Source organism: Oceanobacillus sp. FSL K6-2867 (assembly GCF_037963145.1).
Classification (GTDB): domain Bacteria; phylum Bacillota; class Bacilli; order Bacillales; family Amphibacillaceae; genus Oceanobacillus.
This window is the reverse complement of sequence record NZ_CP150144.1, coordinates 3,154,957-3,170,818: the sequence shown is the minus strand read 5'-3', so window position 1 is coordinate 3,170,818 and position 15,862 is coordinate 3,154,957. Positions and strand designations below refer to the sequence as shown.

14 protein-coding genes are annotated in these 15,862 nt (G+C 37.5%); 3 read left to right on the top strand and 11 right to left on the bottom strand.

What is annotated here, in order from left to right; translation table 11 throughout:
• Window positions 1-4 precede the first annotated feature (4 nt).
• From rbsK to NSQ77_RS15330, 7 genes are all read right to left on the bottom strand, one after another.
• On the bottom strand, window positions 5-916 hold the full coding sequence (rbsK, locus tag NSQ77_RS15360; RefSeq protein ID WP_339226923.1) for a ribokinase: 912 nt from the start codon (window positions 914-916) through the stop codon (window positions 5-7).
• A 16-nt stretch (window positions 917-932) separates the two neighbouring features.
• On the bottom strand, window positions 933-1,904 hold the full coding sequence (locus NSQ77_RS15355) for a LacI family DNA-binding transcriptional regulator (RefSeq protein WP_339226922.1): 972 nt from the start codon (window positions 1,902-1,904) through the stop codon (window positions 933-935).
• A gap of 77 nt (window positions 1,905-1,981) precedes the next feature.
• Entirely contained in the window at window positions 1,982-3,349 is a 1,368-nt protein-coding gene (locus tag NSQ77_RS15350; protein ID WP_339226921.1) for a hypothetical protein, read from the bottom strand.
• Window positions 3,350-3,654: 305 nt separating this feature from the next.
• A complete protein-coding gene (gene solA / locus NSQ77_RS15345) occupies window positions 3,655-4,776 on the bottom strand; it encodes an N-methyl-L-tryptophan oxidase (protein ID WP_339226920.1) in 1,122 nt (373 codons plus the stop codon).
• A 321-nt stretch (window positions 4,777-5,097) separates the two neighbouring features.
• The gene (locus NSQ77_RS15340; RefSeq protein WP_339226919.1) at window positions 5,098-6,459 is read right to left on the bottom strand and encodes a sodium/glutamate symporter; all 1,362 of its coding nucleotides are present in this window, start codon (window positions 6,457-6,459) and stop codon (window positions 5,098-5,100) included.
• A gap of 2 nt (window positions 6,460-6,461) precedes the next feature.
• The gene (locus NSQ77_RS15335; RefSeq protein WP_339226918.1) at window positions 6,462-6,671 is read right to left on the bottom strand and encodes a hypothetical protein; all 210 of its coding nucleotides are present in this window, start codon (window positions 6,669-6,671) and stop codon (window positions 6,462-6,464) included.
• A gap of 6 nt (window positions 6,672-6,677) precedes the next feature.
• A complete protein-coding gene (locus NSQ77_RS15330; protein WP_339226917.1) occupies window positions 6,678-6,803 on the bottom strand; it encodes a hypothetical protein in 126 nt (41 codons plus the stop codon).
• A 428-nt stretch (window positions 6,804-7,231) separates the two neighbouring features.
• Between NSQ77_RS15330 and NSQ77_RS15325 the strand changes: the two genes are divergently transcribed.
• Complete coding sequence (locus tag NSQ77_RS15325; RefSeq protein ID WP_339226916.1) at window positions 7,232-8,089, top strand: MurR/RpiR family transcriptional regulator; 858 nt, start codon at window positions 7,232-7,234, stop codon at window positions 8,087-8,089.
• 161 nt (window positions 8,090-8,250) lie between these two features.
• On the opposite strand, the gene NSQ77_RS15320 is transcribed toward NSQ77_RS15325, so the two are convergent.
• Together NSQ77_RS15320 and NSQ77_RS15315 are read right to left on the bottom strand one after the other, a co-directional pair.
• Complete coding sequence (locus NSQ77_RS15320; protein WP_339226915.1) at window positions 8,251-9,687, bottom strand: SLC13 family permease; 1,437 nt, start codon at window positions 9,685-9,687, stop codon at window positions 8,251-8,253.
• A gap of 8 nt (window positions 9,688-9,695) precedes the next feature.
• The gene (locus NSQ77_RS15315) at window positions 9,696-10,883 is read right to left on the bottom strand and encodes a glycerate kinase (RefSeq protein ID WP_339226914.1); all 1,188 of its coding nucleotides are present in this window, start codon (window positions 10,881-10,883) and stop codon (window positions 9,696-9,698) included.
• Window positions 10,884-11,314: 431 nt separating this feature from the next.
• On the opposite strand from NSQ77_RS15315, the gene NSQ77_RS15310 reads away from it, so the two are divergent.
• The gene (locus NSQ77_RS15310) at window positions 11,315-12,175 is read left to right on the top strand and encodes a carbonic anhydrase family protein (protein ID WP_339226913.1); all 861 of its coding nucleotides are present in this window, start codon (window positions 11,315-11,317) and stop codon (window positions 12,173-12,175) included.
• Between the two features lie 315 nt (window positions 12,176-12,490).
• Here the strand turns inward: NSQ77_RS15310 and NSQ77_RS15305 are convergent, their stop codons facing one another.
• Window positions 12,491-13,414 carry an LCP family protein gene (locus NSQ77_RS15305; protein ID WP_339226912.1) on the bottom strand — a complete coding sequence of 308 codons (924 nt, stop codon included), beginning with the start codon at window positions 13,412-13,414 and terminating at the stop codon, window positions 12,491-12,493.
• 83 nt (window positions 13,415-13,497) lie between these two features.
• A complete protein-coding gene (locus tag NSQ77_RS15300) occupies window positions 13,498-13,950 on the bottom strand; it encodes a VanZ family protein (protein WP_339226911.1) in 453 nt (150 codons plus the stop codon).
• 479 nt (window positions 13,951-14,429) lie between these two features.
• Between NSQ77_RS15300 and NSQ77_RS15295 the strand changes: the two genes are divergently transcribed.
• Window positions 14,430-15,683, top strand: coding sequence for a YeeE/YedE family protein (locus NSQ77_RS15295; protein WP_339226910.1), 1,254 nt, complete (start codon window positions 14,430-14,432; stop codon window positions 15,681-15,683).
• Window positions 15,684-15,862: the final 179 nt, after the last annotated feature.

Below are 15,862 nucleotides of genomic sequence, written 5' to 3'. Positions count from 1 at the left end.
ATACTTAATCCCTAATCTCTGCATTTGCAATCCCTTGAGCACGTAAAAATTTATTTACTTCATCTTTTGTCGGCATTCCTCCCTGAGCTCCCATTTTCTGAACGGATAGAGCTGCTGCTGCATTCGCAAAATTACATGCTGCTTTCACATTTTTATTTTTACTAATAGCGTAGGCGAAAGCACCATTAAATGTATCGCCTGCCCCTGTTGTATCAACTGTTGGCACTATAAAACTAGGTACCTTACAAATACCATCGCCGTCATGATAGATAACACCGTCTTTTCCTTGAGTTACGATTAACTTCTCCGGGTAATTGCTCAACTCTATTTCTGTTTTTTCTAAATAGGCAAGTTCTATTTCATTGGGTGTAATATAACTGGCAAGTTTGATGAGATTCTCATTTAATTCCATAGCAGGCGCCGGGTTTAAAATCAATGGTGTCTGGTGTTTATAACATAACCTTGCAATTTCCTCTACAGATTCAATAGGGATTTCTAATTGTGTAAGAACAATATCACTCGTGGCAATTTGTTCTTCATATTTTCTCACATATTCTGGAGTAACCAGCTTATTGGTTCCAGGAACTACGATAATACTGTTATCGGCTTCGGCAATCGTAATTAAAGCAACTCCTGAGGAAATACCTGTAACCGGTTCCACACCATTCAAAAAAATAGTTTCCCTTTCAAGGAATGTCTTTAACTCTGATCCAAATTCATCGTTACCTATACACCCTATCATATGAACTTCTGCCCCTAATCGGGCGGCTGCGACAGCTTGATTTGCTCCCTTTCCTCCCGGGCTTGTTTGAAAATCATTTCCTAATATGGTTTCCCCAGCTTTAGGGCGTCTTAAAGCTGAGACAACTAAGTCCATGTTAATGCTTCCGATTACTGTAATAATTGGTTTCGTCAATGGTTTCTCCTCCATGTTATTTAGTAGTGCCACGTTCTATCATTTTCGTTGGTATTTCATACTTTAATTGCTCGGTTTCTTTTCCATTTATAATTTTTATCAACAACCTTGTAGCTAAAGCTCCCATATCATAAATTGGTTGTGCCACTGTTGTTAGTTCCGGATAGATCATTTCACCAAAGGCAACACCATCAAATCCAATAATCTGTACATCTTGTGGGATTTTAATTCCTCTTTTTAATGCTACCTTCAAAAATCCCACTGCAATCGCATCACTACTGCAAAAGATGCCATCTACTTGAGCATGTGTATTGAAAAAGTTCTCTGCCAGCTTTTCAGCAGCTTTCAATTCAAATGCTGATTCCTCTATAATATAGTCAAAGTGCTGTTCTTTCATTTCATCAATAAATCCTTGATAACGATCATCAGCAGGCGTAATACCTTGCGGGCCCCGAATATGAGCTAAATTCTTTGCCCCTTTTTGTAATAATAATTTAGTGGCGTTTCGGGCTCCATCATAATTATTCGATACTACTGTCGGTAAACTTGAATCACTAATACGGTCCAAGGCAACTATAGGGATTTTTGAGTCTATATATAATTCTGAATTAGATCCATGTGCAGTTATGATGATGCCATCTACATATTTCTGTTTAAACAAATCGATATATTTTTTTTCTTTATCCGGGTCTTGATCCGAATTACATAATACGACTGTATAACCGTAAATCATAGCTACATCCTCTACAGCCCTTGCCAATTCTGGAAAAAAGGGATTTGTAATATCCGGAATAATAAGACCAATCATATTAGAAGTTTTATGATAGAGTGATCTCGCTACAGAATTAGGTTGATAATTTAATTTTTCAATAGCTTTTTTGACACTGGCTGCTGATTCTTTACTAACATAACCACTTTTATTCAATACTCTAGATACAGTAGCAACTGATACACCAGCTTCTTTCGCCACTTCTTTAATTGTCGCCATACAATCCCCCACCTAACCTGTAACCGATTACACATTGTTAACAATAATGTATGTGATATAAATTGTCAATAACAAATTTATATCATGAATAACGCTACAACGATTCCAATCATTCCAAACAGCAATGTAAATGGCAGGTTATGAAGCGTGATTCGATATGGATTTTGCTGCGTATTTAATGATGTCATCGTAACTGTTATGCCATATGTGCCTGAACTGGATGTTGCCAATGCAGCAACGATTAATACGATACCAATACTCACTGGATTAAAGACTGTAAATAACGGTGACAGCACCTCTAATAAAATACCAATCGTAGCAATAGGATGTACGCCTATCAATGCCATAACAAAATAAGTAACTAAAATGAGAGATAAAATAATAATAGGATAATCTTCAAATTTCAAGAAAGGGCCTTGTACGATTTCCAATATAGGTGTGGCACTTAAACTATTGGAAAAGAATGCTAAAGATAGAAAAAGAATAACGAAATTTTGCATCCGATTCGTTTGTTCCTTCCATATTTTATAACCCAGAATTCTAAACTGATTCCATCTCTTGATGATTATTGCCCATATGCTAGAGAATGGTAAAATTACTAAGGTTACCGTAAGAATAAAATTCAAATTAAATACATTACTTACGACTAGAATGGTTATTAAAAATAAAGTTAAAGCAAAAAGCAACTTTAATATTTGTTGTAAAATTTCATTTAAGGAAACTTCTTTTTCACTTTTATTCGTCTGTACATAAGGGATTTTCTCATAACGTTTTCTTCCTAAAAATAAGTCAATCGCTACAGCAATGACAGAAACGAGCAGAAGCCATGGCAAGTATACAAGGTAACTGATACCTGTAGCATCAACCGTTATAGCAACAATAATTTCCATAGGGCTCCATATTAAAGCTAAGGCAAATGCCCTTATTGTTGTTTTACTTATAAAGGTATCCCGGATTACCTTTTTAACACCTTTCATATTTTCAATCAGAACACCTTGCGCAAGATTTATTGCTGATAAATTAAGAAAGGTCATTAATATGTACGTTGTGACCGTACTTCTGACGTACAAACTCCCTAAATTATCTACGTTTTCCTTCATTAGCTGGTTAATCTGTTCATCATAGCGCCCCACATGGACAACACTATTTATCCAAGGCAAAATCATTAAAAATGCTAACATAGACATATTAGATGTTAGATATAGCGGAATGTCAGTAATTGGGAGTTCAGCTGAACTATACATAATAAATCCGATTATAATAAAAGCACTACCAAGCACTCTAAATAGTTTTGTTGCCCATAGGAAAGAAATTACCAACATTGGTATTGCTAATAGGCCAACAATATACGCTAAAACAGAATTATCCCAAAACACATTTATAATATAAAGTAGAAGAATCCCTGAATAAAAAAGGTAAAGTCGCTGGTATATCCACTCTTTCATTTTATTCCTCCTTCCTATTAAATATATGCTGAGTAATTTGAAACCCATATGTAACCCGTTACAGACAGCCTAATATATTAATATAAAAGTGTCAATAGAGTGACGACTTTATGCAGCAAATGCAGATTTATACTTGAATGCACCAAACATGTATGAGTCATACTTGTATGTAATTCCAATAGATTAGAAGAAAAATATAACTTTTTATAAGAACATAGAAAAAGTCATATTAAAATAGCAAAATAAAAATGCAGTACTTTGCGGGATTAAACACAAAGTACTGCATTATCTACATAAAAGGCAAGTCAAACACGTATTAACCGATCAGGCCGAAACATATCTATATTCAATGCTGGTGTCGCACCTGTGGCAACTTCAGCAACTAATTTGCCCATGATTGGTGCAAATTTAAATCCATGTCCCGCCATTGGTCCAAGCATCGTTACATTAGGCAGCCCCGAAACAGGACCAATAATAAAATGGTTATCTGGTGTATTCGTGTACATACATACTTTTGCCTTTACAGGATTAGGATCAAGGTCAGGGATGTATCTTTCAATAAAGTTTGATAATAGCTCTGTATCTTCTTTATGTGTAGCTCGATCTATCGTATCTGGGTCAACTGTATCTCCGCCATGATGAAAAGCAACTTTAACGAGATCACCATCTAGTGATGGGAAACCATACCATCTGTGCCCTTCTCGCTCGCGTGCGAAGGTTGGGAAGTTTTCCAGTGTAAAGGCATCTGGATTTTTCGCACGATACCACACTAATATCTGTCTTTCCACCCAAACCGGCAATGATAATTGTGGAAGTAGCTTAGATGCCCAAGCACCTGCAGACACAACAACATGACCGACCCGGAAACTTTCTTCTCCACAATAAATTGTTACTCCAGCATCATCAGGCTCAATAGCTGTAACAGATACACCGCAATATATTCTGGCACCCAGTTCAATCGCACGTTGCGATGCAGCTTGTATAGCAAGCTCGGGTCTAACAAAGCCTGCTTCCGGATCCACATAAACCATATCATTCTCTTCATATTTATGTTGTGGAAAACGTACAGAAGCTTCTTGCGCATCTAATAACTCATAAGGTAAATTATGAAGGTTTGCTCCATTGATTTCTGTTTCTAAATCCTTTTTTTCGGAAATAATAATTCTCCCTGTTTCTTCATATATATTATTTCCTGTCTCGGTTTCAAGTTGTCGCCACAGCTTTTTAGCTTCCTGAAGAAATGGAACATATTCGGTTCCCTCGCCATATGCAGTTCGGAATATACGGGTTTCACCATGTCCCGCACCTTTATCATGACCTGGAGCATATCGTTCAAATCCTAATACTTTCGCACCTCGTGAAGCAAGCTGCCAAGCTGCTGCACTTCCCATTGTCCCAACACCAATTACCGCTACATCTGCATCCATTGATACACGTCCTTTTCTATTTAAAATTTATAATGCATCATACTCTTACTCTTTCCTTATGCTTAGCTTATTTGATTAGTTGTTTTTGCATTACACATAAAACGGCAGATTTAATTACTATCCTTAATCATTACACCATTCTCATATAATGATAGCGCCTCCATAAAATGTTTACAGAGTAAATGGTTGTATAAAACCTGGAATGCATACTCCTTTCTGAACAAAGGGAGAGATCCTTCTCCCTTTTAAGTTGATTGTAAGGGAGGACTGTTAACAGATCATACTCAAATTATATTTATCTAGTTTACTTGCTTTAAGCATTTAACTTATATTTCTTCTACTCTCTTGTTTAGCTGCAGAATAGCTCCACCACCCCATCCATTTTGAAAGAATTAGAACCAGAGTACCAATAGCCAGAGCAACAAGTGTAAATGGCCAGTGTTGGCCTGTCATTATGAGTACAGGAGCTAAACTAACAATTAAAATGTCTACTGTACCAACACCAACATAGGCGAGTGCATAGTCATCAAGTGTTTTACTTTTGAGCTCTGGATCAACAATGCGCAATAACGCGATACCCATTGCTACAGTTCCGGTTCCCCAGCCCCATGAGAATATAGCCTTTTCAAACCAATTTTCTTTAAAAAGTCGTGGGGCAATAAAGTAAAAGAATATGGTTACTAGCAATAGCCCGAATACTAGCAGCAATGCTAACGGCAAAGCATAATTTACAACAACTGCTAAATTAATGGATGCTATCCCAAAAGCAACTAATAAATCGGTTGCAGCACCACTAATTCGGTCAATTATCTGTTTATCTACATAATCACTTGCTTTAACAGTACGTAAAAGCCTATTTATTATTAAACCAGCAATGAACGCTGTACTGAATACTGGAATGGAGATTTGCGGAAAAAGAGTTGTTCCCCATTCACTTAAGTAATAGCCGGCTGTTGCAATAACTCCTATAAGGGCAAGATGATATACAAGCGGATCAATTGAAATGGAAGATACCGTACCATCTCCAATAGAACCACGGCTGCCCTTAGGCACTAATCCTGAACGCAGCTCTCCAGGCAAGCTTTTAAAATCACTAATATAGGATGTTTGTCCTTTGATAGTGCTTCTTTTAATTAAAAACAGACCACCAACAATAGCACAAATAATCCCCATTGTAGCAGACGTCATTGCTAAGGTGCCGGCATCTGCCCACGTATCTGAAAAAGCATCACCAATTGCAGCCGCAGTTCCATGACCTCCTACAAACCCAGCAGCAAGAACTAATCCAAACCCGTTCGGTATATCAGTCCAAAACAGCTTTAACACTAGAAGAGCAAAAAGCATTCCTCCACCCCACTGAAAAATCGTCAGTGACTGGGCAAAAGACCACATACTGCCAATTCGATTAGCTATTCCTTTAATAGGTATTTTCGCTGCACTTAGAGGTAGTGAACCAAAGATGAGTGCAATTAATATACTCGTATACGTACTTAAGTTATCAGAAAAAGGTATAATGCCAAACCCATTAGGACCGAGAATCAAGCCCATTAATCCCGCCAATAAACTGGCTGGCAAAAACAGAAATTGAATAGCCTTTATTTTTGCCCTTAACAAAGTTCCTACTACCAACAACAGACATATAAAACCAAAATCAATAAAAATTGTCCAAGGTGTGAATTCCATTTTTACCCTCCTTTTAAATGTAATGAAGTGAGACACCTAAATGCGATAATGCCAGGCAGCCCAGCAGCCTGTATATGCGCTTCAATTCCGCAGCATATTAATCCAAGAATCACAGCATCAGGGTTACAATATTTTGCACCAAGCGCACTGTAAGCCACCTCATATAAAGCGCTTACAATCATGTCATCCATAACAGCAAATGAATAACCCATCCTTCATTATAAAATAATCATTCCGTTAAATCGTGACATTTGAAGTTTTGCTGGATTGGAAAGATTACTTGGTATTCCCTTGTCAGGCGCTGCCTTCATATCCATAGATTGGATTAGCTTCATGTCCGCCAATAAACTGGCCACCCTGATTCCCAAAGCAAATGCAATAACTATCGTTCAACCACCCTACCAATAGATAATCAGTGGTTTACTTCGTTTTCATGATTTATCCCTCATACATTCACTCCTCTTTTAAAATAATCTGAACCTTCAATTTAATAATAACAGCGTTTTGGAATATTGTAAACACTTTTTATTTTGAAAAGGTACTTTTTTTCCTTTTTCATACACTAAATTATAAAATCTGGGGAATTTGGATAAACAATCAAAAGCTCTCCCTATTTACATGGATTATAAGATGTCTCATTTCTTTAAGAGAAAGTATTAAATCCCAAAAATTCTGTAAAGTTGGAATTCCATCCCTTGACGACTTCATTATTATTAAGTTAGCATTAAAGTATTAGTATAAAATCCATGTTGACAGAGGGAATGAATATGAAATGGACAACCCCAATATTCTTGATACCATATTATCCAAAAAGGACTTCCTGCCGAAAAAACAAAGAATCCTTTGTGAATACATCATTGAAAATTACAAATCTGTAGGTGTCTTAACTATTACCGAACTAGCGGAAAAGGTTGGTATCGGTACAACGACTATATTACGAGTAGTAAAAGCATTGGGTTATGATAGCTTTCAGGAATTTAAAAAGGAATTCCATCATTTTACGATTAATTCGGGGAATTCTACTTGGTGGCATTTGCAAAGGTCTTTTATAGATAATGAATCAGATTCCGAAATCCCAGCAATGGCTACTGCCTGGAATGAAATTAATTATCTATTAAATGAAACGATGAATGATAACTTAATTGAAAACATGGAGAAAGCAGTTCAATTAATACTTCGCATGGATACCATCAATGTCTTAGGTTTGCGCACATCAAAAGTGGCTGCGATTTATTTTGAGAATCTGCTTGCTGAATTTTATCCGAAAACAAGACAACTAAGCTATGATCATGAATTTATTTTTGACCGGATCCTGCAATTTAAAAAAGGTGACCTGCTTATTTTAATAGCTCAGTCGCCATTTACAACATTAAGCTTAAAGGTAGCAGAATATTGCTATCAACAAGGGCATCCTTTTATCTTGATTACTGACCATTACTCCTGTCCGGTAGCCTCTTATGCTGAAATTGTTTTTCATACACAAGCAAGCGACAAACAATACTCCATTGTACCAACTATGGCACTGCTTGAAACACTTGTAATAGAAATAGGCAAACGAACGAGCTCTCATTCTATAGACCATTTGCAAAAATTGGGCGATTTATTGAAAGAAAAGAACATAACAACATGATTAATTTTCTTGTGTATATTTGTTATTAGCATGCGGCTAAGAAACACGGCTGTTACTCTGGAACGCCTTATTCTGATAAATGTGACTTACAAGGTGGAGTGTTTCTCCACCTTTTTCAATTAAATACTAGTAGAAATGAATATCCTTACAGTTGCAAGCTTCTATAATCCCATCCCTACCCATTGCCAATACGAAAAATAAAATAACATCATAAGAAGTATATAGAGGGGCATTAATATAGCACTCATCTTTAATAGATTACTAGCATCATAGGATATGTCGCCTTCCTCATAAAAAAACAGCAATGCTTTGGAACTAACCGGAAATGTAACACAATAGTTCATCCCAATTAAACTCAAGAAAACAACTGCAACAGGATTAACCCCTATTGTCTCGCTAAACATCAATAAACTTGGAATAAAGATAATCGCTCGTGTCGAATGAGAGGTAATATACAAATGGCTCGTTACGGTTACAACCAAGATAATGAAAACAATGAGCCAATCTGGAGCTCCTACAAACAGATTCAGTACATGCAGCATTTCGTTTTCAATCCAGTGGACTACACCTGTATCGACTAACACTTTTCCTAGCGCCGTTGCAGCAGCAACAAATAAAATCAAACTCCAAGATACCGCCGCTAGTCCTTCTTTCCAACGAATGATCCCGTATTTCGGTATCATGACCAGGATAGCACCTATCATTGTAATAAATGCAATATCATAGCCATGGATCGTTTCTGTCATCCAGCCTGCAATTAAAAATGAAATCAAAATCAGTGTCTTCTTCTCAGCCCCACATAACTGAGTTTCTTGCATTGTTTTTTCTTCTGGTTTTACATCCATCTCTGCAGTTTCACCTTTTGGCCACAAGCACCATTTAATGATAAAAAATGAAACAAGCGTAACAACGAGCGCAAATGGCACTCCCCATAGAAACCATTTTAAATACGAAATGGTTTGACCAGATGTACTTTCCAGTAAAGAGACTCCGATTAAATGAGATCCTGCACCTATTAATGTTGCTGACGTGCTCATTAATATAAGTACAGGTGTAATAATAGCCAATACGCGTTGCTCTTTAGTTGAAAGCTTTTCACCTAGCTGATTCACAATCGGTTTAGATAATGCAGCTCGACCTGAGGTAGATGGAATGAAAAATGCAGATGCAAAGAAAACCGAACCTATTCCAAAAAGCACATTGCTTTTTTTCGTTGACCTTCTGCATACAGAACGTGTTAATCGTTCTGCTAATCCAGATCGTTTCACTGCTTCACCGATAATAAAAGAACCAATCATTAACCATACTACCTTCTCAGATAGTGATTTGTATAACAATTCCGTACCTGCTGCATTCATCATAATGATAAACATAATAAGTGTAATCGCTACGAATCCTGCGGGTATTTTAGTTGTGATCCATAGCGTCATTGCTGATAAAAATGCGAATAAAGCTATCTTTCCATTAAAATCTAAACGACCTATGGATAGGATCAGTACTATTAGTAGGACATGTATGCTGATAATTACGAACGACTTCGTTGATAATTGGCTTACCCGTGATTTGATCCAATTCTGCTTTTCTAATCGTTTCTCCATTCGTGACATCACTTTTGATTCATGCCTTCCCTTAGCAATTTTCTTTCACCAATTCCTAAGCCAATAGCAACTTGTCGCAGTATGCATTCTGTACTTTCCTCAATCCACTTTGGCGCCCTTTTCATCGCCTTTTCTAAAGTTGTTGGTTTTTGAATAATACTACTGTAAGCATCTATACCCGCACGATAATTTAAATTTGCTCCTTTACCGATTGTCCCAGTAATCGCAATCACAGGGATGTTATTCTTTTTCGCAATACGTGCAACCTCCGCTGGAATTTTTCCATTTGGAGTTTGAAAATCTAAACTACCTTCTGCAGTGAATACGATATCAGCAGTAGAAATTTTTTCCTCAATATTAATATAGTCCATAATAATATTGAAACGTGGGTGTAATGTTGCACCGGTAAATGCAATTAAACCAGCACCTAATCCCCCAGAAGCACCACTCCCTGGCAATGAACCTATCTCTATCCCAACTGATTCCTGAATTAACGCCGCATAATGCTCTAAAGCAGCTGATAACTTTTCTACTTGCAATGGGGTGGCCCCTTTTTGCGGACCGAAAACTCTGGCCACTCCATTCTCGCCACATAAAATGTTTTGCCAATTACATGCAACATCAATAGCAACAGTTTGTAAGCGCTTATCTAATTTCGCTAGATTAAGAGAATCCACCTTCAATAAATCCTTACCCCCGTTTATAGGAATTGATCGATGCTGCTTATCCAAAAACTGAACCCCTAAAGCTTGCGCCATTCCAGCACCACCATCTGACGTTCCAGAATCACCACAGCCGATTAAGATTCGATCAACACCTAAATCAAGCGCAGCTAAAATTAACTCACCTACACCATAGGTAGTTGTTCTTAATGGATTTCGTTGATCACGAGGCACGAGCTTCAGCCCAGCAACTGCTGCCATTTCAATCACGGCAGTTCGTTTTCCATTCTCAACAAAAACGCCAAAATGGCTTAATATTTTCTGCCCAACAGGACCTGTAGCTTCTTTATATATTAATTCTCCATTTTTTAAATGAGTGATCGTCTTTGCAAATCCTTCTCCACCATCAATCATTGGAATAACTTCCATATTAATAAACGGATCAAACCGCCTTACACCACGTTCCATTGCTGAAGCCACTTCCTCAGAGCCCAAACATTCTTTAAATCCAGACGGTACAATAACGATTTTCATGATACATTCCTCCAAATGTTTTTATTACGAATCAATATACCGCTGAAAAATGAGAACATAATGAGAGAATGATGGGAAAATTATTATAAATTCGTTGTAATTGTATGATTAAGAATACGAAAATCCCTATTTCCTTAATTTTTTGGATTTAATCTCTATCTCATTCGACTTCTTTTGATTCAGGCCAGATGCAATTTATCGTTGATTCCCTTTTCATCATTTTTCAGCCGTGATACAAGTCGATAACTAATTAATTAGTAGGAGGTATATTTCATATGCCGTTCTTTTATACTTATGAAATAATAGTCTCTTTTTACCGAAATATAGGATTCAAACAATTATTGAAAAATAACGCTTTATTGTTCTTCTATTCTTTAGTATATTGTTGGTTGGGCAAGAAAAAAATGGAAAAAGGGAGAATCGTATTAAGTATGAAGAAGAATTTCGTTTATCTATTTTTAGCTGTATCTTTAAGCTTTTTTATAGGAGCTTGCTCGGAACAAACTCCGGAAACAGCTGGATCAAAAGAAGAAAAGACAGATGATGCCAACGAGGAACAAAACACTGGTATGAAAGAAAATGAATCAGAAGATACTACTACACATACTTCCCAGTGGTCTTATAACGGGGATACAGGGCCTGAACACTGGGGAAAACTAGACAATGAAAACTTATCCTGTACCAATGGAAGTGAACAATCACCCATTAATGTCGAATTTTCCCAAGTAAAAGCGAATAAAAAACCAGAGGATATTCAGATTCAATATGAGCCAACAACATTTTCACTCGTAAACAACGGTCACACAGTTCAAGCTAATGCTGTAACAGAAAGCAGCAGCATTGTCATTGAAGGAAATGAGTATATGCTCGCTCAATTTCATTTCCATACTCCGAGTGAACATCAATTTAATGGCCAGAATTATGATATGGAGCTGCACCTAGTACATAACGATGCAAATGGCAATCTTGCCGTACTTGGATTAATGATTAAAGAAGGTAGAGAAAATGAAAATCTAGCATCTATTTGGGAAGTATTACCGCAGGAAGAAACAGAAAAAGATATTTCCGTAAAAGAACCGATTGATTTACAAGCACTGCTACCCCAAGATCAAACATCTTTCCATTATAACGGTTCTCTAACGACACCTCCTTGTACAGAAGAAGTGAAATGGATGATTTTTGAGCAACCAATCGAAATGTCAGACGTACAAATTCAAGCATTCCAAGACATTTTTCCTGACAACCATCGTCCTGTACAATCTTTAAATGAACGAGAAATTATTAAAGAGTAGATAGATTTCATCTACTGTTTTCACAGCGAAAAACATATCTATTAATCTTGGTGACCTAGTTAACTGAGAGAAGAATGCGGTCCCTTTGATACTTTTATTATCTCTTGACAATCAAGCGTTTCAATGAATTCAGTATAAACACAACTATACATGGAGAAGTGGTATTGGTATGCTCCAAGCAAGTACAAACCTTGCTTTATAGCCTTTCACCTTTACCACAGAGGCTCCATGTTAAGTTCCTTTAGATATAAATCTTTCATCCAGATAATACCGATTGTCATATCACACAAAATTAAATGCCAAACACAACATTTCCTATACCTCTCCTTCAATCATCCCTCTAACCTTCTCAATCTCCTCACCAGACACAATCAAATAATAAACGCCATCAATCGTTGTTCCGTTCCCTTGCAGCTGATAGCTTTCAACATTGTTCCTTGTATTTTTATATCCGGACAACAGTTTCTTCATATCGTCAAAATCCAGATTTGTTGCCATGTTATTACCTAGTACGTCGATTGTGCTGTTGATTTTTGTGACAGACCCAACAGAAGCACCTTTGTTAATAATGCCTTCGATTACTTGCCTCTGTCTGGATGTTCGGCCAAAGTCCCCGTTTGGATCCTGCTTGCGCATTCGAACAAAAGCCATTGTCTTATCACCATCGAGTTCAACTGGACCAGCATTAAAGTCATATGTACCATCATTCCAAGCAATCTCATTATCTACTGTAATTGTTCCGAGTTCGTTTACTAGCTCAGATAGTCCGTCCATGTTCATTCGTACATAATAATCAAGCTCAATATCTAAGAAATTTTCGATCGTCTCAATAGACATTTCAGTACCGCCAAATGCATGGGCGTGATTTATCTTATCTTCAATTCCTTTACCGGCAATTGTTGTTCTCGTATCTCGCGGGATACTAATTAGCTTCATAGAATCGTCTGTTGGATCAAGTGATAGAACCATCAATGCGTCAGATCGGCCGCTCGTACCTTCTTGTGAATCAATTCCCAACAATAATATATTAAGATGTTCGGTTGCTTCCATTTTCTTTTTCGTCGTTTCTCGATCAATAGACTTCACGGGCTCATGCATTTTTTCATTTACCGTCTTAGCAGCATTATTATAAATGGAAAAGGCATATGCCCCTCCTCCAAGGACAAGCAGTCCAATTAAAATCAGTGGAATTTTCAACCATAGCTTTCTGGATTTCTTATGATGTGATTTTCTAGTCATTTCCTGTCTCCCTCTTTTTAGCATTCTTATTTATTCCATTTAATCTAACTTTTGCAACAATTCTACATAAACATTGTTCACACTCATTTTCTGCGGACAGTAACTTTCAATTGACCTAACAATAAATAACTCACTATCCCCACACTAGCTCCTCCACTATCAATTAGCACATCCATCACTTGAGCCCCTCTGCCTGGAACAAAAAGCTGGTGGACCTCATCGGAAATTGCATATAGCACACAGATAAGCATTGCTAACCCGATTGTTTGATATCCTGTTCCCTTGCTCTTTCTTAATGCATAAAGCACTAGCATTCCAAGGAAAAAGTATATGAAGAAATGAGCATTTTTTCGAATCAGATGATGAATACGATTAACATCTAAACCCTCATTGGGAACCATTTTTTCTATTATACTTAACACTATTTCTGTAACTCCTGTACTAAGTTCACTAGACTCTGCAGCAGGTTGATGTGATAAGTAAAAAATCAACCCCATCCAGAGGATAACAGCTGCCCAGGAAAGGGTTTTATGCATAGTAATCTTCCTTTTTATTTTCATTATGCTGGTCTATATCTACAAAGTTGCGAATTATGCTTTTAAATTAGTTTTTTAAAGAATGTAACATCCTATATATTATCAAATAATAGATTAATTATGAAGATGAGAAATCTAGATTTGGGGATTAATCTAAAGACTTAAGTTTTTCATTTATGTATGAACTTAGCCTAGGGCATTTGGCAGCCATAATCTGCTGCTTTCTTGTTGGATGACATTTTGCAATTAAAATCTGACCACATTATTGCTGACAAAGGACTTTATTTAGCATTAATTATTTTATAATTTAAATGCAGTATGGTTATACCGAGAAATGTTTATATCGTTATACTGGAGTCACCCCCCTTGTCAATAGAAACTGTTAATCAAATCCAACATCTTTACAAACCTCCGTATTTCTTATAAACTTTAATACATATAAACCCCATTATTTTAATGGGAATAAGGAGGTTTTTACGTTGGAACAGCAAGCAACCGTATCATCAAAGACATTTACGAAACATCCAACAACAGTGATTAAAGAACTCCAGCCTATTCAAAAACCATATCTAACACTTGGAATTATCGCTGCAGTTATTTTATTTATTGCAATTGCCAGCACGACTAATATGGTGCAAGGAGTTCTTTATTTAATAGGAATTGCATTAGGTGTTACTTTATTGCAGGCCCGTTTTGGATTTACATCAGCTTTCAGACGGCTTATGTCCGTTGGAAATACACAGGGCATCCAGGCGCATATGCTGATGCTCATGGTTGCGACTACATTATTTGCCATCATTCTTAGTACTGGATTTTCATTTACTGGGGCCGATCCTGCGGGATATGTTTCTCCAGTAGGAATGAGTGTCATATTTGGCTCATTTTTATTTGGTATTGGCATGCAGCTTGGAAACGGCTGTGCCTCTGGATCACTTTATAATCTTGGTGGGGGCTCCAGCTCGATGATCCTTACACTGATAGCCTTTATTATTGGTTCCACAATTGGTGCGCTTCATTTCCCATTCTGGATGAGCACGCCATCACTTGAGCCATTCTCCCTTGCTACATCTACAAATCTCGGGTATGGTGGAGCTTGGGTAGTCCAAATGATTGCTTTCGTTGCGATTTACTTTATTCTTGCTCAATTTGCGAAGAGAAGAAAACCTCCGATGATGAAGCCGCTCGCAACAACAAGCGGTTGGAAGAAAATCTTTAGAGGTGCATGGCCACTAGTTGCTGCTGGATTGATTCTAGCAATCTTAAATGCTCTGACACTAGCAGTCCGCGGACAGCCATGGGGAATTACATCTGCCTTTGCTTTATGGGGTGGAAAAACACTTGATTTTGTTGGGGTCGACGTTGCTTCATGGGGATATTTCCAAGGGGCAAACGGCATGGCACTAAGCCAAAGTGTTCTTGCTGACTCCACAAGTGTGATGAACTTTGGGGTTATCTTAGGTGCCTTCATTGCTGCAACTGCACAAGGTAATTTCAAGCCTAAAAAATTAAAAGTCGGCCCAGCGAGTGCCTCCATCGTTGGTGGATTACTAATGGGATATGGCGCACGTCTTGCCTTTGGCTGTAACATTGGCGCATACTTTGGCGGGATTGCCTCATTCAGCTTGCACGGCTGGGTATGGATGGTTATGGCAATGCTTGGTACAGGAGTTGCCTTGTTTATCAGACCGCTGTTTGGGCTGAATAATCCGAAGAAGAATGATTTATTCTGTTAAAAACATCCTCGTCCGTTGTGGACGAGGATGTTTTGGCTCTGCTTTACAGAACTCCATACGACTTTTAATGTTATTTTAGATGGGGCCTGGGCAATCTCCGAACCACTTAAGTCTAGAATCTTAGAATAAATTCATGTATAATGGATATAGATAAAGAGAGAAGTGCGCTAACACTTCTC

Coding starts and splice junctions, on each gene's coding strand:
- NSQ77_RS15355 (WP_339226922.1), bottom strand. CDS start 1,904: ATGGCGACAATTAAAGAAGTGGCGAAAGAAGCTGGTGTATCAGTTGCT.
- NSQ77_RS15350 (WP_339226921.1), bottom strand. CDS start 3,349: ATGAAAGAGTGGATATACCAGCGACTTTACCTTTTTTATTCAGGGATT.
- solA (WP_339226920.1), bottom strand. CDS start 4,776: ATGGATGCAGATGTAGCGGTAATTGGTGTTGGGACAATGGGAAGTGCA.
- NSQ77_RS15340 (WP_339226919.1), bottom strand. CDS start 6,459: ATGGAATTCACACCTTGGACAATTTTTATTGATTTTGGTTTTATATGT.
- NSQ77_RS15335 (WP_339226918.1), bottom strand. CDS start 6,671: ATGGGTTATTCATTTGCTGTTATGGATGACATGATTGTAAGCGCTTTA.
- NSQ77_RS15325 (WP_339226916.1), top strand. CDS start 7,232: ATGGACAACCCCAATATTCTTGATACCATATTATCCAAAAAGGACTTC.
- NSQ77_RS15320 (WP_339226915.1), bottom strand. CDS start 9,687: ATGGAGAAACGATTAGAAAAGCAGAATTGGATCAAATCACGGGTAAGC.
- NSQ77_RS15315 (WP_339226914.1), bottom strand. CDS start 10,883: ATGAAAATCGTTATTGTACCGTCTGGATTTAAAGAATGTTTGGGCTCT.
- NSQ77_RS15310 (WP_339226913.1), top strand. CDS start 11,315: ATGAAGAAGAATTTCGTTTATCTATTTTTAGCTGTATCTTTAAGCTTT.
- NSQ77_RS15305 (WP_339226912.1), bottom strand. CDS start 13,414: ATGACTAGAAAATCACATCATAAGAAATCCAGAAAGCTATGGTTGAAA.
- NSQ77_RS15300 (WP_339226911.1), bottom strand. CDS start 13,950: ATGCATAAAACCCTTTCCTGGGCAGCTGTTATCCTCTGGATGGGGTTG.